This is a genomic window from uncultured Alcanivorax sp. (assembly GCF_947258575.1).
Taxonomy (GTDB): Bacteria; Pseudomonadota; Gammaproteobacteria; order Pseudomonadales; family Alcanivoracaceae; genus Alcanivorax.
On sequence record NZ_CAMYIV010000009.1, the window covers coordinates 166,182 to 183,736 of the forward strand.

Here is a 17,555-nt window from a genome sequence, read left to right on the forward strand (position 1 = left end):
CTAGCGTAATACGCAACACGGTGCAAAAAGCTCGGGAGATGTACGATGACGGTTACCCTCACTGACAACGCCCTGTTTCGCCAGCAGTGCTATATCAATGGCCACTGGTGCGATGCGGATGACGGCGCCACCTTCACCGTGAGCAACCCGGCCACTGATGAAAGCCTGGGCACCTCGCCGCGAATGGGCGAAGCAGAAACCCGCCAGGCCATCGATGCCGCCCACGGGGCTTTTCCTGCCTGGCGGGATATGGCCGCCGCGCAACGGGCCGTTTTGCTGGAGGCCTGGCACGACCTGATGATGGAACACCAGGACGACCTGGGGCGACTGATGACCCTGGAGCAGGGCAAGCCCCTGGCCGAGGCAAAAGGCGAAATCGCCTATGCCGCCTCTTTCCTGAAGTGGTTTGCCGAGGAGGCACGGCGCGCCTACGGCGATACCATTCCTGCCCCCAAGCCAGGCCAGCGGATTGTGGTGATCAAGCAGCCCATCGGCGTCACCGCCGCCATCACTCCATGGAACTTTCCCTCCTCCATGATCACCCGCAAGGCCGGGGCAGCTCTGGCAGCCGGCTGCACCATGGTGGTGAAACCCGCCAGTGCCACCCCCTACTCCGCCCTGGCCCTGGCCGAGCTGGCCGAGCGCGCGGGCATTCCCGCTGGCGTGTTCAATGTAATTACCGGCAGCGCGGGGGCCATTTCCGCGGCGCTCACCGACTCGCCGATTCTTCGCAAGCTGAGCTTTACCGGGTCCACGGAAGTGGGCTCCAAGCTGATGGCCCAGTGCGCCAAGCACATCCAGAAAGTGTCCCTGGAGCTGGGCGGCAACGCGCCCTTTATCGTGTTTGACGATGCCAACCTGGACAAGGCCGTGGAAGGCGCCATGGCCAGCAAGTTCCGCAATACCGGTCAGACCTGCGTGTGCGTTAATCGCTTCCTGGTTCAGGACAGCATTCACGACGCTTTCGTGGAAAAGCTGAAAACCGCCATTGAGGCCATGAAAGTCGGTGATGGTCTGGAAGACGGCGTCAGCCAGGCGGCCCTGATCAACCGCGATGCCGCCGACAAGGTCATGGAGCATCTGGAAGATGCCCTGGGCAAGGGCGCCAAAGTGGTTACCGGCGGTCAACGTCATCAGCGGGGTGGCAACTTCGTGCAGCCCACCCTGATCACCGGCGTGACCACCGATGCGCAGCTCTGCCAGGAAGAAACCTTTGGCCCGCTGGCCGCTGTGATTCCATTCCGCACGGAAGAGGAGGCCATTCGCATTGCCAACGACACCCCCTACGGCCTGGCTGCCTATTTCTACAGCGACAACATCCACCGCTGCTGGCGCGTGGCAGAAGCCCTGGAAAGCGGCATGGTGGGCGTTAACGAAGGGCTGATCTCCAACGCTGCCGCGCCCTTCGGCGGGGTCAAGGAATCCGGCCTGGGTCGTGAGGGCTCCCACCAGGGCATGGACGAGTACCTGGAAGACAAGTACCTGTGTATGGGTAGCTAACGACAGCTTCACGAGACAGGCTGCACGCTGAATGCTGACGCATTGCTTGCAGTAACCGGAGCGCTTCTTTTGCGCACACAGGCTTGCATCGCGGGCACACATTGCCGCCACTGCCAAGACACAGCCTGCGTTGCAGCGTGGAGAAAGTGACCTGCAGCTGATTAGGAGGCGGAATGGGACAAGCGTTGAACATCGCCCTGCTCCCCGGTGACGGCATCGGCCCGGAAGTCATGGACGTGGCGGAGGCAGTGCTGGACCTGCTGATCCAGCGCTACCGGCTGCCGTTGGAGCATACCCGCTTTGACTGGCCGTCCCACGCCTGGCATCAGAGTCATGGAGAGATGATGCCCAGCGACGGGGTCGCACAGCTACGCGAATTTGATGCCATGCTGCTGGGCGCTCTGGGCGACCCGGGGCCGCTGGAAGACCCTTCCCGTTTTGTCCTTTCCGACAGTGTCTCGCTGGCACCATTGCTGGCCCTGCGCAAACAGCTGGACCTGTGGGCTTGCGAACGCCCGGCCCGCTGGCTACCCGGCTCGCCCCAGTATCTTGCCGACCCGCGCGCCCGGGAAGTGGACATGCTGGTGATCCGCGAAAACAGTGAAGGGGAATACAGCGGCCAGGGGGGGCGGCTCGCCCCGGGCACGGCACAGGAGGTGGCCACCCAGGTAGAAGTGTTCACCGCCCGCGCCACCGAACGGCTGATTCGCCACGCTTTCCAGCGGGCCCGTCAACGGGCCACCCAGCGGGAAATGCCGCGCCAGTTCAAAGACGACAAGCACGCCCAGGTGTGCCTGATCACCAAGCGCAACGCCCAGCCCTTCTGGGGCGACCTTTATACGGACACCTTTCACCGCATCGCCGCCGAGTTTCCCGATGTGGACATCCATCACGAGCTGGTGGATGCCGCCTGCATGAAGTTCGTGCAGTGCCCCTGGCGCTTCGACGTCGTCGTCGCCAGCAATCTGCACGGCGATATTCTTACTGACCTGGCGGCGGTGCTGTGTGGCGGGCCGGGACTGGCGCCATCCGCCAACCTGAACCCGAATGAACCGGCCCTGCCGGCTCTGTTCGAACCCGTTCACGGCAGCGCTCCGGATATTGCCGGCCAGAACCTGGCCGACCCCCGCGCTACCCTGATGAGCTTGGCCATGCTGCTGGACAATCTGGCCCACCATCACCCGGCCATCGGCAGCGCGGCACAACATCTGCATGACCTTATCCAGGCAGACTTGGCTCGAGAGGCGGACGGTGAAGCCTTTTCGGGTACCCGGGAAACCGGACAACGGCTATGCCAGTGGCTGGCAGCCTGAAGCGGCGCTGGCAAGCCAACAACAGAAAGGAGGCACTATGAGTCACCTGTCCCCCCTGCTGGTGCAATCCAGCGGTATTTGTGCAGAGCGCGGCGAAGGAAACTGGCTCTACGACCAGGAAGGTAACCGCTGGCTGGATTTCACCTCCGGTATCGGCGTGACCTCCACCGGACATTGCCACCCCAAAGTGGTGGCCGCCGCTCAGGAGCAGGTCGCCAAACTGGTGCACGCGCAATATGCCACCGTCAAACATCCCAACCTGCTTGAACTGACTGACCGGCTCTACAAGCATCTACCCGCACATATGGATGCTATCGCGTTTTCCAATTCCGGCAGTGAATCCGTGGAAGCGGCATTTCGCCTGGCACGCCAGGCTACCGGTCGCCCCAACATTGTGGTGTTTCGGGGCGGCTTCCATGGCAGAACCATGGGGGCGGCCTCGCTGACTACCTCCAACAACAAGGTGCGCACCGGCTGGGCACCACTGATGGCGGGCGTGTCGGTGGCTCCCTTCCCGCATTCCTACCGCTATGGCTGGGACGAAGACACCACAGTGGACTTCTGCCTGGAAGAACTCGACCACGTGATGATTACCGAGTGCAATCCCAAGGACACTGCGGCCATCATCATCGAGCCGGTTCAGGGTGAATATGGCTACTACCCGGCGCCGAAACGCTTCATGGAAGGCCTGCAGGCACGCTGCAAGGAACACGGCATCCTGCTGATTGTGGACGAAATCCAGGCCGGCTACGGGCGTACCGGCAAGTTCTGGAGCCACGAACACAGCGGGGTATCCGGCGACATCCTGATTACCGCCAAGGGGCTGGCCAGTGGTTATCCGCTGTCTGCCATCGCTGCCAGCAAGTCACTCATGGACAAGGGCTACCCCGGCTCCCAGGGCGGCACTTACGGCGCCAATGCGGTTGCCTGTGCCGCAGCCATCGCCACCCTGGACGTGATCGAAGAAGAAGGGCTGGTAGAGCACGCCCGTGTAATGGGTGACTACCTACTGGAAAAACTCGTTGCCGTTCAACAGGATTTCCCCTGCATCGAAGAGATACGCGGCCAGGGCCTCATGCTCGGCGCCGAGATCACCAGCTCACCGGGCGTTGCGGATGGCGACCACGCGGCTGCCATACTCAAGGCCTGCGAGGACGATGGTGTCCTGCTGCTTCGCTGTGGTCACAAGGGCCAGGTGGTGCGCTGGCTTCCTGCACTGAATGTGACCCGCGAGGAAATCGATATTGCCGTGGGCGCCTTCGCCAAGGCGCTGGCCAGCACGTGCAATAATCAGGATAAACGCTGCCCAGGCTGCAAAAGCTGAAATCGAAAACCACCGGAAAGTGAAAGAGTCACATTATGAGCAAACCGGTAATTACGGTACTGATGGCCGAGGATGAGCCCACCATGCCCGGGCTTGAAGCCCTTGAGGGGCAAGCGGTGGTTCGCGAGGCCCGGCATCGGGGGGAGCTGGAAGCGGCACTTCCGGAAACGGAAATCCTGTTGGTGACGGATTTTCGCACCGACATGCTGCAGGAAGTCTGGCCCGATCCCTGCAAAATACGCTGGATACATGCCACCAGTGCGGGGGTGGATGCTCTGATGATTCCACCGGTGCGTGACAGCGATATTCCTGTCACCAATGCCAGGGGTATCTTTGACCGCGGTATTGCCGAATATGTACTCGGCGCCCTGCTACTGTTTGCCAAAGACACGCTCACCAACCTGTCTTTGATGAAGGAGCATCGCTGGCAACATCGGGAAACCCACCTGCTGCGAGGCAGCCGGGCTTTGGTTGTGGGAGCCGGCTCCATTGGCCGGGAGGTGGCAACCGTACTGGGTGCCATGGGCGTCAGTGTGGTGGGCACCGCCCGCAACGCCCGTGAGGATGCGGCTTTCGAGCGGGTTCATGCCCAACAGGAGCTGCCTGATCTTCTCCCGGAAGCAGACTACGTCATCATCACGGCACCCCTGACACCGCAGACCGAAGGGCTGTTCGACGCCGACCAGTTCCTGCGCATGAAGCCTGGCGCGGTATTGGTCAATGTGGGGCGCGGCCCGATCGTGGAAACATCGGCGCTGCTTGCCGCCTTGCAAAGCGGACGCCTGGGCGGGGTCGCTCTGGACGTATTCGAAGAAGAACCCCTGCACGCCAACCACCCTCTCTGGGATGAACCCAACGCCATGTTATCCGCCCATATGGCCGGTGACTTTATTGGCTGGCGCGCTGCGCTGGGGCAGCAATTTGTTGATAACTTTCAACGCTGGCAAAAGGGAGAGCCCCTGAAAAACCCGGTCAGCAAGGAACACGGCTATGTCAGTAATGCCTGAGGCACGAGCCTGACGACGGCCACCAGCAGCATACTGCGCAGAGCAAGAGAGGATATTCGCGTCAACCAGGAGTGATGTCGATGAGCAAGGAACTACTGACCATGAGCGCCCAGGCGCTGAAAACCGCCTACCACACCGGCGCCTTATCCCCAGTGGAGGTTTGCTCCAACCTGTTGGACCATATCGAAAAGCATGATCAGGCGCTGAATGCATGGTGCCTGATTGACCGCGACACCACCCTGCAATGGGCGCGGGAATCAGAACAACGCTATCAGCAAGGTACATCAGAAGGGTTGCTGGATGGCGTGCCTGTGGCAGTCAAGGATGTCTTCCTCACCCCCATGTGGCCGACACTGAAAGGCTCAAAAACCATTGATCCGGCCTCTACGCTGAACAAGCGCTCCCCGGCGGTAGCCGCGCTGGAACGCCATGGTTATGTCCCTCTGGGCAAGACCACGACGCCTGAATTCGGCTGGAAAGGGATTACCGATAGCCCCCTGTGCGGGCCCACCAACAACCCCTGGGATCCATCTAAAACCGCCGGGGGGAGTAGTGGCGGCAGTTCCGCCGCGGTTTCCGCAGGCATGGCCCCACTGGCTCTCGGCACCGATGCCGGCGGCTCCATCCGCATACCCGCCAGCTTCTGTGGCATCGTCGGCCACAAACCGACCTTCAGTGAAGTCCCTCACTGGCCCGCAAGCCCTTTCGGCACGCTCGCCCACGCTGGCCCCATGACGCGCTCGGTAGCGGATGCGGCATTGATGATGAACGTGATGTGCGAAGCCGATGCCCGAGATAGCCTGGCCGCGCCCCGCCGTCATATCGATTATCTGGCGGCACTGGACCAACCCATGAAGGGGCTGAAAATCGCCATGAGCACCAACCTGGGTTATGTGGATGTGGATCCGGATATCGAGAAAGCGTTCCAGGATGCCGCCAAGGTATTCGAAGATCTGGGCGCAATCATCACCGAGGCCGATCCCGGATTCAGCAACCCGCTGGCCGCGTTCAGCCACCTATTCTATAGCGGTGCGGCCAATGCCATGCGTGATCTCGGTGAGCGCCAACGTAGCCTCATGGACCCGGCGCTGATTGAAGTCGCTACCAAGGCCGAGAAACTCTCCATGCTGGATTATCTGGGCGCCATGAACGAGCGAATGGCGGTCAGTGAACGCATGGCGGTCTTCCACACCAAATACGATCTGCTGATCACCCCGACGCTGCCCCTGGGGGCGTTCGACACCAACCGCGAAGTGCCGGTGGACTGGCCCAGCACCCGCTGGCCCACCTGGACCCCGTTTACCTATCCGTTCAACCTTACCGGCCAGCCTGCACTGTCAGTACCCATGGGGCTGGACAGCAACGGTTTGCCCATGGGGCTGCAGATTGTGGGTGCGCGTTTCGATGATGCCCGGGTCCTGGCCGCCGGCCACGCCTTCGAGCAAGCCAAGCCGTTTACCGTGTTGCCACCGTTGCTGCAAAACTAAAAAAGGTCTTTGCGAGGGGCATAGTCGACGCCTCTACAGAGCAGCGAATCAAAGAGAAGGAGCACATGATGGGCAATATCAATCTGGATACGGATTTCTACGAAAGCGAAGACCCGATCTGGAATCCGGCGCTGCTCACCATTCCCGTGCCTGGCATTCGCCGCATGGTGAATCTGGCGTCGGACCTGGATAACGTGATTCACCTTTCCATTGGCCAGCCGGACTTCAAGCCACCTGACCATGTCATCCAGGCCGCCGTGGACGCCCTGAACGCGGGGCAGACCGGCTACACCATGGACGCGGGTCTACCGGAACTGCTCGAAGCCCTGGCCGAATACTACAGCCACCGATACCAACGCCCCTTGGTGCCGGAAAACCTGATGATCACCACTGGCGCCACGGAGGCAATCTACCTGGCGCTCACGGCCACTTCCGCACCCGGGCGGGAGTTCATCGTCCCCGACCCGTCGTTCATGCTTTACGGCCCCCTGATCCGCATGAATGGCGGCACTGTAAAGAGTATTGCCACCCGCGCAGAGAACAATCACCAACTGGACCCCCAGGAAGTGATTGATGCCATGGGGCCAAATACCTTTGCTGTGGTACTCAACTCCCCCAGCAACCCCACCGGGACCATCTATCCACGGGAGACCATCGAAGCCATCGTGGAAGAAGCGGCCTACCGGGGCATTCATGTGATCAGTGACGAGGTCTATGACCACCTGATCTATGATGGTCGGGATTACCCCAGCGTACTGTCATGCTGCTCGGACCTGGACCATGTCATGGTCATCAGCAGTTTCTCGAAAACGTTTTCCATGGCCGGCATGCGCATTGGCTGGCTGATCGGCAGCCAGGGCGCCATCAAGAAGCTGCGGCGCTACCACATGTTCACCACCACCGTGGCCAACACTCCCTGTCAGTGGGCCGGGGTCGCCGCCCTGCGCGGCAGCAATGATTTCATTGACAGCATGGTGTCGGAATACCAGCACCGCCGGGACCGGCTGGTGGAACTGGTGGGCCAGACCCCACACCTGACCGGCTACCGACCGGACGGTGCGTTCTACCTGTTCCCCTCCCTGCCGGACGGCGTGGATGGCGCCAACGTGGCCCTGAAGCTGCTACGTGAAACCGGCGTCTGTACCATCCCCGGCGACACCTTCGGCGAAGCCGGCAAAAACGCCCTGCGCATCAGCTATTCCACCTCCCTGGACCAGATCGAAGAAGCTTTCGAACGCATCATCCCATGGATGAAAAAACAAAATTTCGGGTAATAAAACACCAAAACGCCAGACACAAAAAAGCCGCGAAAATCGCGGCTTTTTTGGTTTAGCTATTAACTATTAATTGTTAACTATTCACTGTCTTTTATGGTGTTTCATCCAGCTCTTCCGGTTCCGGAATCAGGAAGTCTTCCTTGTCGACCTTCATCATGAACAGGATGTTGGTCACCACGTAGATGGAGGAATACGTCCCCACCAGCACACCCACGATCAGTGCTTCGGAAAACGACTTCATGACTTCGCCACCGAAGAAGAACAATGCCACCAGCACCAGCAACGTCGTCAACGAGGTGTTGATGGTCCGGGTCATGGTCTGATTCACCGCACCATTGATAATGGCCACCGGGTCCGTTTCACGGGTATTACGGAATTCGTCGCGAATCCGGTCCGCCACTACGATGGAGTCGTTCAGTGAGTAACCGATGAGTGCCAGCACCGCCGCCAGCACCGTCAGATCAAAAGACCACTGCAGCAATGAAAACAGACCCAGCACGACGATCACGTCGTGGAACAGGGCGACCACGGTGGCCACCCCGAACTTGTTGGAAAAGCGGAACCAGACGTAGAGCATCATAAGCCCCAGCGCCAGCAACATGGCTGTGCCGGATTCATCGCGTAGTTCGTCGCCCACTTGCGGGCCGACAAACTCCACCTTCAGTAATTCCAGGTCACTGTTGCCTGCCTTGAGCGCGTCAAACACGACATAGCCGATCTTGTCCGCATCGACACTGTCCTTGGGCGCCACACGGATATTCACTTCCTTGGGCGAACCATAATGCTGAACCACCGCATCACCAAAACCGGCTTCGGTCAGGTCAGCCCGGGTCTGGGACAGCTCCACATCCACCGGGCTTTTCACCACGATGGTGGTGCCGCCAGTGAAATCCAGGCCCAGGTTCAGGCCTCGGGTCACCAACAGGATGACTGAGATGACCACCAGCGCAATGGACAGCATGCCCAGGGGTTTCCGGGCAGCCATGAAATTGATGTTCATTTCTTCCTTACTCATCGCCATCACCGCCTCAGATACTCAGTTTGGCCGGTGCACGGGCACCGCGACCGTAGATCATTTCCACCATGGCACGGGTGCCAATGATAGACGTGAACATGGAAGTGAGAATGCCGATGAACAGGGTTACCGCGAACCCTTGTACCGAGCCGGTACCGGCAGCAAACAGGATCACCGCCACGATCAGGGTGGTGATATTGGCATCCAGAATGGTGGTAAAGGCCTTACCGTAGCCTTCTTCGATAGCCTGCAACGGTTTAAGGCCCCGGCGCAGATCTTCTTTCACCCGCTCGAAAATCAGCACGTTGGCATCCACCGCCATCCCCACTGTCAGCACGATACCGGCAATGCCGGGCAGGGTCAGGGTAGCGCCGGGAATCAGTGACATGATGCCGACGATAATCACCAGGTTGCCCAGCAGGGCCACATTGGCCACCAGCCCGAACACCTTGTACCAGGCCGCCATGAATATCAGCACCAGGGTCAGCCCCAGCGCCATGGATTTGAGGCCGGCTTCAATGTTTTCCGCCCCCAGGCTTGGCCCTACAGTCCGCTCTTCGACAATGCTGACCGGCGCCGCCAGGGAGCCGGCGCGCAGCAGCAGGGCCAGTTCAGAGGCTTCCGCCGGATTATCCAGGCCGGTGATGCGGAAGCGACTACCCAGGGTATCCTGAATAGTGGCCACGTTGATCACGTACTTTTCCGTGGTGCTGACCATCTTGTCCACGGTATTGCCATCGGCATCAGTGGCCTTCTGCACATCGGTTTTGGTTTCGATGAACAGCACACCCATGGGGTTACCCACATTCTTGCCGGTGATGCGCTGCATGCGTTTGGCGCCATCGCCATCCAGCGTCACGTTCACCTCCGGTGAACCGTTCTGCTGGTCGAAGCCCATGCGCGCATCGATCACCTGATCGCCGGTGGCAATCTTGGATTTGCTCAGTGCCACAATACGGCCTTGCTGCCCCTTGAAGGGGAAGAATTCCAGCCCCGGCGGCGCCACCCCGGTGCGCAAACGGGCGGACGACACACTGTTGTCGACCAGGCGGAATTCCAGGGTAGCGGTACGGCCAAGAATCCGGCGAGCCTGAGAGGCATCCTGAATCCCCGGCAGCTGCACGACGATGCGATCAGACCCCTGACGCTGTACCACCGCTTCCGCTACACCCAGTTCGTTGACCCGCTTGTTCAGGGCGGTGCGGTTCTGGTCCACCGCGTAGTCCTGCATTTCCTTGAGCGCGGTATCGTTAAGTGTCAGCACCACTTCCGGGCTATCCCCGGCGGGCTTCATGGCAAAGTTCTCCAGCGCCCGACGCAACGGCGCCCGGGCCGCATCGGCTGCCACCTGATCCGCAAAGGTAGCGGTGATGGTCGTTCCATCAACGTCTACACCGCGATAGCGAACCCCGGCATCGCGCAGGGTCAGCTTGGCATTCCCCGCCCAGGCTTCCATGCGGCTGGTCACCACTTCTTCCATATCCACCTGCAGCAGGAAGTGCACCCCGCCACGCAGATCCAGCCCCAGATTCATCGGGCTAGCGCCCACCGCTCGCAGCCATTGCGGGGTGGTGGCTGCCAAGTTCAGGGCTACCACATAGTTATCACCCAGCAGGTTGGAGGCGATTTCCCGGGCACGCAATTGCGCTTCCGTATCGCTCAAGCGGACCAGCAGAGAGGTACCGACACTCTCGCCGGGGCCAGGGCTGAGACCGGCATTCTCCAGGGCGCCAAGCACTCGCTGACGTGCCACATCGGTGACTTCGCCACCGGCTTCGGCATGGCTGATCTGGATGGCAGGCGCATCGGGATAAAGATTAGGGAGCGCATAAAGGCCGCAGACAATCAGCGCAGCCATTAGCAGGAAAAATTTCCAGCGGGGGTAGCGGGTCATAGTTCTTTCCGGTGTTGCCGGTCCTTTGGGCTGGGTATTGAAAGCGCTTCGCCCTCAATCCCTTGGCAATACAGGCATCAATGGGCCTGCAAAAAGCCCCGTACTTGACGGGGCTGACCGTTGTTTTTAGATGGACTTCATGGTGCCTTTGGGCAGGGTCGCCTGGACGCTGCCTTTCTGCAGCTTGATTTCCAGGTTATTGCTGATTTCCACTACCACGAAGTCATCGGTGACCTTGGTGATCCGACCCAGAATGCCGCCGCTGGTGACCACTTCATCACCCTTGCTCAGGCTTTCCACCAGGTTCTTGTGTTCCTTGGCACGCTTTTGCTGAGGGCGGATCAGAAAGAAGTAGAACACCACCATCATCACCACCAGCATGATCAGCTCCACACCACCGGGGCCGGCAGGTGCAGCAGCGTGCGCCGGGGAGATCAGGGCCGTGGCCAACAGGGCCAGGATGGAACGCATTGCGATTTTCATTGATTACTCCAGTTTCAAATAGCTACAACGCGGGGGTTTGTTGGCCTCGCGTTGCGTAGAAGTCGTCCACAAAGGCGGACAATGTACCCCCTTCAATGGCCCCCCGCAATCCAGCCATCAGCCGCTGATAATAACGCAGGTTGTGGATGGTATTGAGTTGGGAGCCCAGCATTTCGTTGCAGCGATCCAGGTGATGCAGATAGCTGCGCGAGAAATGCTGGCAGGTATAGCAGTCACAATCTGACTCCAGGGGAGCCAGATCATGACGATGCCGGGCGTTGCGGATTTTCACCACGCCTTCGGCAGTAAACAGGTGCCCGTTACGGGCATTACGGGTGGGCATCACACAATCGAACATGTCCACACCACGCCGAACCGCCTCAACGATGTCGTCCGGCTTGCCCACGCCCATCAGGTAACGGGGGCGGTCTTCAGGCATATGCGGAGCAATGGCACCCAAGGTGCGCAACATCTCTTCCTGGGGCTCGCCCACACTGAGACCACCTATGGCATAACCGTCAAAACCGATATCCACCAGCCCGGCCAGGGACTCCTGACGAAGGTTGTCGTACATGCCGCCCTGGACGATGCCAAAACAGGCCGCATCATTACCCTCATGGGCCTCTTTTGAACGCTGGGCCCAGCGCAGGGACAGCTGCATGGAATCGCGGGCCTGCTGTTCGGTGGCCGGGAACGGTGTGCATTCATCAAAGATCATGCAGATATCGCTACCCAGGGAACGCTGCACCTGCATGGCCTTTTCCGGAGTCAGTTCCACCCGGTCGCCGTTGATGGGGTTCTTGAACACTACCCCCTGCTCGGAAATCTTGCGCATGTCGCCCAGGCTGAACACCTGAAAGCCGCCGGAATCGGTGAGAATCGGCTTGTCCCACTGCATGAAACCATGCAGGGAGCCGTGAGCCTCAATCACTTCCGTACCGGGACGCAGCATCAGGTGGAAGGTATTGCCCAGGCAGATTTCAGCGCCGGTATCCGCCAGATCCCTGGGCAGCATCCCCTTGACGGTGCCATAGGTGCCCACCGGCATGAACGCCGGTGTCTGGATGGTGCCGCGCGGGAAGGAGATCTGGCCACGCCGCGCGGCGCCATCGGTAGTATTGAGAGAAAACTGCATTCGAGACATTCAAAGCCCCTCTGCGGGAGATATATCCACCCGCTCAATAAACATGGCATCGCCGTAACTGAAGAAACGGTATTGCGCGTCAATGGCCGCCTGGTAAGCCGCCATTACCCGGTCGCGACCGGCAAAGGCGCTGATCAACATCAGCAAGGTGGACTTGGGAAGATGGAAATTGGTCACCAGACAATCCACCAGCCGGAACCGGTAGCCCGGATAGATAAAAATCTCGGTCTCCCCCTGCCCCGCCACCAAGCCACCGGACTGACTGGCCGCTTCCAGGGCGCGCAGCGCGGTGGTACCCACCGCCACAACCCGGCCTCCCCGGGCGTGGGCCTGCGCCACCTGCTCCACCAGTGAGTCGGGGATCTGGTAGCGCTCACTGTGCATGTGATGGTCTTCCACCTTATCCACCCGCACCGGCTGAAACGTGCCGGCACCGACATGAAGGGTGACAAACCCGACATCTACCCCGTGCTGCTGCAGGGCCGCCAGCATCTCATCGTCAAAATGCAGGCCCGCTGTGGGGGCCGCTACCGCACCCGGCTCGCGGGCATAGACCGTCTGGTAGCGCTCCATGTCCCCGGCTTCATCGGGCCGGTCGATATACGGCGGCAAGGGCACATGACCAATACGCTCCAGCGCGCCCAACAAGGTGTCGCAACCATGAAACTGGAGCATGAACAGGGCATCGCGGCGACCGGTTACCTGGGCGCGCACGCCATCGTCGAACTGCAGCCAGGAGCCCGGCTTTGGCGACTTGGAGGCGCGCACATGGGCCAGGGCCTCGTGGTCGTCCACCACCCGCTCAATCAGCACTTCCACCTTGCCGCCGCTTTCCTTCTGGCCAAACAGGCGGGCCGGAATCACCCGGGTGTCATTGAAGACCAGCAGATCGCCAGGGCGCACATGGGAGAGCAGATCCGGGAATTGGTGATGCTGCAGGGCATCCCGGGTCAGCGCCAACAGGCGGGCGTCACGACGCTCGGCGGGAGGATGACGAGCAATCAGCCCGTCAGGGAGATCAAAATCAAAATCGTCGACGTTCACGTACTGTACCGGCACGGAAGCTATTGGGGGTGGCAAGGATACCTGCTCTGCCACGAGGAAAAAACACCCTTCATCAAGACCTCTACGGCGTTGCTGTAGGAGTTCCTCTTGAGGGACGAATCACGCGTCAGCGTGAAATGGCTATCAGGTTTCTACTGAACGCCCCGGAGCCAGACATCACTGCTTTTTCCTCGCGAAGGCTCGGATTCGTCCCTCAAGAGGAACTCCTACGGCGGCTTCGCGAATAAAGTGCGAGGGGAAAATCAGCTCTTCTTCGGCTTTTTCGGCAATTCCACCGTGGCAGTGGCAGACAGACGGTCATGCAAGGTCTGATGGGGCGCGATCAGCACCACCAGATAACCGGCGCCGAATAGCGCCCAGGAAACACAGGCGCCCAGAAAACGGACCACGGTCTGCCACAGCTTGACTGGCCCACCCCGGTAATCCTGCACCTGCAACCGCCAGGCACGCATGCCCAGTGTCTGCCCACCGCGCATCCAGAACCAGGCATAAAACAGCCAGGTCTCCAGCAGCAACAAGGGCAACAGAATCCCTTTCAGGTAACCCGGTGCCGCTCGGGTCACGCCGTTGATGGACTCCTCCGGCAAACCGGTGTGAGGATACACCAGCACAAAGATGCCAGCAGTCACGAACCACAGCGCCAGCACCAGAAAACCGTCATAAACCAGCGCCATAAGACGTTTCAGCAAACCGGCAGGTTGCAGCTGTTCCATCAGGTCACTCCCATTCAGCGTCGAGCGATGGTGCATTTGGCAACTAGCCTGTGCATGCAACGCCCATAAAAAAGCCCGCACTAAGCGGGCTTTTTTATTCGTTTGGTACCAGAGGCCGGACTTGAACCGGCACGCCCGTGAAGGCAACGGATTTTGAATCCGTCGTGTCTACCAATTCCACCACTCTGGCAGTGGGGCGCGAGTATACCAGCAGATGACGGCTTTGCCAGCCTCAGAAAGATATTTGTCTATTCGCGGTGCCCATCGGCGGACACTTTTATCGCTGTCACATTATCCCGGCTGCCGGCATCGAGTGCTGCCTTGAGGATGGCCGACTCGCTGGCCCCCTCCGCCAGCAAATGCCCCAGCTGGTCCACTGTCAGTACCGAATGCACGCCATCAGAGGTCAGCAGAAACTGCTGCTGGGCTGAAATATCGAAACGCGCCTGCTCCAGTTCCAGTTTGTCGCCATTGCCGATGGCCTGGTAAATCACATGGGCGCGGGGGTGTGTCATGGCCTGGCGTTCATCAATCTCACCCGCGTCTACCAGTGCCTGCACCGGGGTGTGGTCGCGAGTGAGCAAGACGGCGCCCTGAGCGGTATGGCGGTAAAGCCTGGCGTCGCCGGCCCACAGCACCGCGGCCTCATCCCGGTAAATCAACAGCACCACCACGGTGGCCCCCATGGGCTTGCTGCGCAGGTGCAAGGCGGCGTGATGGCGAATAGCATGGTTAGCGGTAAGCAGGGCGGATTCCACGGCCAACAGCCGATGGGCGATACTGCCCCCCAGCACCACAGCGTCGAGGGACTCTCGAATAATGGTCGCCGCCAGATCACCGGCATCATGGCCGCCCATGCCATCGATCGCTGCCCACAGGCCGTCACCATCCCGGCACACCAGAGTGTCCTCATTGGCAGGCCGCCGCCCTTTATGGGTGCGTCCCTGCCCCCTCCAGATTGCCATTATTATCGAACCCGCTGCAGCAACCAGATCCCCAGGATCAGACACAGCGCCGGCGGCACCACTGCGGCCATCAGTGGATCGGTGTGAAACACCAGCGACAGTTGACCAAAAAACTGCTGGCCATAATGGAAAATCAGACCTGCCACGATCCCCGCCGTCAGGCGCAGGCCCATGGTCACTTCGCGCAAGGGACCAAAGACAAAGGAAATGGCGATCAACACCATGCCGATGGTTGCCAGCGGCATGAACAGCTTCTGCCAGAAGCTAAGCATGTAATCGGCGGTCTCCAAGCCTTGGCGCTTCAGGTAATCGGTGTACTCCAGCAACTTGGCCATGGCCAGATGATCCGGCTCCAGTACCACGATGCTGAGCAATTGCGGGGTCAGCTTGGTTTGCCACTGAGCGTTGTCGCGACTGAAGATTTCGGTGCCTTGATCGGAAAGCCGGGTTCCCTTGATGCCCTCCAGCGACCAGAAATCTCCCTGGTAGATGGCTCGTTCCACAAACTGGGTTTCCGTCAGCTTATGGTTATCATCAAAACGATAGCGGGTCAGACCGTAGAGCACGCCGTTGGGCTGGACCGCATTGATATGGATAAATTCCGGCCCTTCCCGGTGCCAGTAACCGTATTTTGAGCGCAACGCCTCACCGCCACCTTCGGCCATGGAACGGTTACTCTGCGCCACTTGTTCCGAGTAAGGGGTCAGATACTCGCCGAGAGGGATGGACAGCAGAATCAGCAGGAAAACCGGACGCAACACCAGCCAGCTCACCTTCAGCGTGGACACACCGGAAGCCCGAATCACCGACAATTCACCACTGTTGGCGAGCAGGCCCAGGCCAATCAGGGTACCCAGCAAGATCGCCATCGGCAGGTATTCGTGCACCCGGCGCGGCGTTGTCGTGAGGATAAACTGCAGGGCCTGCATGGCCTGATAATCACCGCGCAGACCTTCCAGTTCATAGATAAAGCCGAACAGACAATCCAGGCCAACAATAATGCCCAGGATGGCCAGTGTAGGTATCAGCACCGCCCGCCAGAAGTAGCGTCTCAATAATCTCACGCCCGCCTCCTGCGGCGGAAAATCCGCCCACCGAAATACAACAGAAACACCACTAGCACCGCCACCAGATGCACCCAGCCGGTATGTAGATACCAGGGCAAAACGCCATCGTGATCCTCGATGGCGCTACGGGTCACCAGCAGCATGCCGACATAGAGCATGTAGCCAAGCACCGCCGGGATCAGGCGGTAAAAGCGCCCCTGACGCGGGTTTACCCGGGCCAGCGGAATCGCCGCCAGTGCCATGATCGGTACGGTAAGAATCAGAGCAATACGCCACTGCAATTCGGCCATGGCATCGCGATTGCTGTCGCGCTCGTCGATCAGCTCCGGGGTGGGACGGCCGCGCACCTTGGGGGGGCGACTGTCGGTCCGTTCCTTGCCGATCCGTACCCGCGCTTCCTTGAAGCCGATTTCCTTGTAGTCACTGCGCCCCGGCTTGCCCTGGTACTGGAAACCCTCTGTCAGCAGCAAATAGCTGATGCCATCTTCCTGTACCAGCTTGCCGCTCTTGGCCCACACCGTCAGCAACCGATCTGCTTCACCCCGGGCCTGAAAACGGGCATCAGCCACGAACACATTTTCCAGCACCCCTTTTTCCCGGTTCATCTGTTCGGCATAGGTGGCGCGCTGGGTATTGCTGGAGCCTTTTACATGAAAGCGTCCGGGAGTGAGGAGCTCCAGCACCGAACGGTCTTTCTGCTCTTCAAAGATGCGGTTCACTTCCGCATCGCCACGCGGGGTCACATAGAGGGAAAACATGGCCACCAGGGTGGTGGCCATGAGAATCGGCATTATCAGCGAACGAACAATCCGTCCATGGCCCTGCCCGCCCGCCTGCAGCACCACCATTTCGTTATCCATGTGCATGCGCCCAAGCACTAGCAACAGGCCGATATAGAGACTCAGGGGAACGATCATCTGCAGGAATTCCGGCATCCGGAACGCCATCACCAGAAACAGGGCATCGGCGGCGATTTCGCCGGCGGCGGCCTCGGCGAGATATTTGATAAAGCGGCCACTGACCAGCACCATCACCAGAATAAAGGTGACCATGACAGTGGTCAGGAAAACTTGCCGGTTAATATAACGATGAAGAATCAAGGGCTGGCCCACTCATCCTTGTCTGCAAAAAGGCACCGACACCTGATAAAGGCAGCGCATGAAAGCCTGCGGTGACGATACATACCGCGCGGGCAACCGGACTTACAGGCGCCTGCGGCAGCAGTGAATGGGCCCTAGTGTAACCGACTGGCCGGCCAAGGTGATAATGATACGCAGTGAAATACCCGTAACCGGGGCGAC

The 17,555-nt window shown here is 59.9% G+C and carries 15 protein-coding genes and 1 tRNA gene; 6 read left to right on the forward strand and 10 right to left on the reverse strand.

The genetic code is table 11. The annotated features are described in order from the left end of the window. Positions 1 to 45: 45 nt before the first annotated feature. From Q0Y02_RS09615 to Q0Y02_RS09640, 6 genes are all read left to right on the forward strand, one after another. A complete protein-coding gene (locus tag Q0Y02_RS09615; protein WP_297767280.1) occupies positions 46 to 1,500 on the forward strand; it encodes an NAD-dependent succinate-semialdehyde dehydrogenase in 1,455 nt (484 codons plus the stop codon). Between the two features lie 173 nt (positions 1,501 to 1,673). Further along, complete coding sequence (locus tag Q0Y02_RS09620; RefSeq protein WP_297767282.1) at positions 1,674 to 2,813, forward strand: isocitrate/isopropylmalate family dehydrogenase; 1,140 nt, start codon at positions 1,674 to 1,676, stop codon at positions 2,811 to 2,813. Between the two features lie 37 nt (positions 2,814 to 2,850). Then, on the forward strand, positions 2,851 to 4,137 hold the full coding sequence (locus Q0Y02_RS09625; RefSeq protein ID WP_297767284.1) for an aspartate aminotransferase family protein: 1,287 nt from the start codon (positions 2,851 to 2,853) through the stop codon (positions 4,135 to 4,137). A gap of 35 nt (positions 4,138 to 4,172) precedes the next feature. Beyond that, positions 4,173 to 5,144, forward strand: a complete 972-nt coding sequence (locus tag Q0Y02_RS09630; RefSeq protein ID WP_297767286.1) for a D-2-hydroxyacid dehydrogenase — start codon at positions 4,173 to 4,175, stop codon at positions 5,142 to 5,144. Between the two features lie 80 nt (positions 5,145 to 5,224). Further along, positions 5,225 to 6,631, forward strand: a complete 1,407-nt coding sequence (locus Q0Y02_RS09635; RefSeq protein WP_297767288.1) for an amidase — start codon at positions 5,225 to 5,227, stop codon at positions 6,629 to 6,631. A 65-nt stretch (positions 6,632 to 6,696) separates the two neighbouring features. Further along, complete coding sequence (locus Q0Y02_RS09640; RefSeq protein ID WP_297767290.1) at positions 6,697 to 7,905, forward strand: pyridoxal phosphate-dependent aminotransferase; 1,209 nt, start codon at positions 6,697 to 6,699, stop codon at positions 7,903 to 7,905. A 94-nt stretch (positions 7,906 to 7,999) separates the two neighbouring features. Here the strand turns inward: Q0Y02_RS09640 and secF are convergent, their stop codons facing one another. The 10 genes from secF to lptF form a co-directional block, all read right to left on the reverse strand. Continuing rightward, complete coding sequence (gene secF, locus Q0Y02_RS09645) at positions 8,000 to 8,923, reverse strand: protein translocase subunit SecF (protein ID WP_297767292.1); 924 nt, start codon at positions 8,921 to 8,923, stop codon at positions 8,000 to 8,002. A 13-nt stretch (positions 8,924 to 8,936) separates the two neighbouring features. Continuing rightward, positions 8,937 to 10,817 carry a protein translocase subunit SecD gene (gene secD, locus Q0Y02_RS09650; protein ID WP_297767293.1) on the reverse strand — a complete coding sequence of 627 codons (1,881 nt, stop codon included), beginning with the start codon at positions 10,815 to 10,817 and terminating at the stop codon, positions 8,937 to 8,939. Positions 10,818 to 10,943: 126 nt separating this feature from the next. Continuing rightward, positions 10,944 to 11,279, reverse strand: a complete 336-nt coding sequence (gene yajC, locus Q0Y02_RS09655; protein ID WP_366516913.1) for a preprotein translocase subunit YajC — start codon at positions 11,277 to 11,279, stop codon at positions 10,944 to 10,946. A gap of 43 nt (positions 11,280 to 11,322) precedes the next feature. Further along, positions 11,323 to 12,435 (reverse strand): tRNA guanosine(34) transglycosylase Tgt, encoded by a 1,113-nt coding sequence (tgt, locus tag Q0Y02_RS09660; RefSeq protein WP_297767344.1) that lies wholly within the window; start codon positions 12,433 to 12,435, stop codon positions 11,323 to 11,325. A 9-nt stretch (positions 12,436 to 12,444) separates the two neighbouring features. Further along, a complete protein-coding gene (gene queA / locus Q0Y02_RS09665; protein ID WP_297767347.1) occupies positions 12,445 to 13,488 on the reverse strand; it encodes a tRNA preQ1(34) S-adenosylmethionine ribosyltransferase-isomerase QueA in 1,044 nt (347 codons plus the stop codon). Between the two features lie 263 nt (positions 13,489 to 13,751). Continuing rightward, positions 13,752 to 14,222 (reverse strand): RDD family protein, encoded by a 471-nt coding sequence (locus tag Q0Y02_RS09670; RefSeq protein WP_297767297.1) that lies wholly within the window; start codon positions 14,220 to 14,222, stop codon positions 13,752 to 13,754. 103 nt (positions 14,223 to 14,325) lie between these two features. Continuing rightward, positions 14,326 to 14,412: transfer RNA gene (locus Q0Y02_RS09675), tRNA-Leu, on the reverse strand. A gap of 58 nt (positions 14,413 to 14,470) precedes the next feature. After that, the gene (locus Q0Y02_RS09680) at positions 14,471 to 15,187 is read right to left on the reverse strand and encodes a PP2C family serine/threonine-protein phosphatase (protein ID WP_297767299.1); all 717 of its coding nucleotides are present in this window, start codon (positions 15,185 to 15,187) and stop codon (positions 14,471 to 14,473) included. A 2-nt stretch (positions 15,188 to 15,189) separates the two neighbouring features. Beyond that, entirely contained in the window at positions 15,190 to 16,251 is a 1,062-nt protein-coding gene (gene lptG, locus Q0Y02_RS09685) for an LPS export ABC transporter permease LptG (protein ID WP_297767301.1), read from the reverse strand. Further along, entirely contained in the window at positions 16,248 to 17,354 is a 1,107-nt protein-coding gene (gene lptF, locus Q0Y02_RS09690) for an LPS export ABC transporter permease LptF (RefSeq protein WP_297767303.1), read from the reverse strand. The genes lptG and lptF overlap by 4 nt, the downstream gene beginning before the upstream one ends. Positions 17,355 to 17,555: the final 201 nt, after the last annotated feature.

Coding starts and splice junctions, on each gene's coding strand:
- Q0Y02_RS09615 (WP_297767280.1), top strand. CDS start 46: ATGACGGTTACCCTCACTGACAACGCCCTGTTTCGCCAGCAGTGCTAT.
- Q0Y02_RS09620 (WP_297767282.1), top strand. CDS start 1,674: ATGGGACAAGCGTTGAACATCGCCCTGCTCCCCGGTGACGGCATCGGC.
- Q0Y02_RS09625 (WP_297767284.1), top strand. CDS start 2,851: ATGAGTCACCTGTCCCCCCTGCTGGTGCAATCCAGCGGTATTTGTGCA.
- Q0Y02_RS09630 (WP_297767286.1), top strand. CDS start 4,173: ATGAGCAAACCGGTAATTACGGTACTGATGGCCGAGGATGAGCCCACC.
- Q0Y02_RS09635 (WP_297767288.1), top strand. CDS start 5,225: ATGAGCAAGGAACTACTGACCATGAGCGCCCAGGCGCTGAAAACCGCC.
- Q0Y02_RS09640 (WP_297767290.1), top strand. CDS start 6,697: ATGATGGGCAATATCAATCTGGATACGGATTTCTACGAAAGCGAAGAC.
- secF (WP_297767292.1), bottom strand. CDS start 8,923: ATGAGTAAGGAAGAAATGAACATCAATTTCATGGCTGCCCGGAAACCC.
- secD (WP_297767293.1), bottom strand. CDS start 10,817: ATGACCCGCTACCCCCGCTGGAAATTTTTCCTGCTAATGGCTGCGCTG.
- tgt (WP_297767344.1), bottom strand. CDS start 12,435: ATGCAGTTTTCTCTCAATACTACCGATGGCGCCGCGCGGCGTGGCCAG.
- Q0Y02_RS09670 (WP_297767297.1), bottom strand. CDS start 14,222: ATGGAACAGCTGCAACCTGCCGGTTTGCTGAAACGTCTTATGGCGCTG.
- Q0Y02_RS09680 (WP_297767299.1), bottom strand. CDS start 15,187: ATGGCAATCTGGAGGGGGCAGGGACGCACCCATAAAGGGCGGCGGCCT.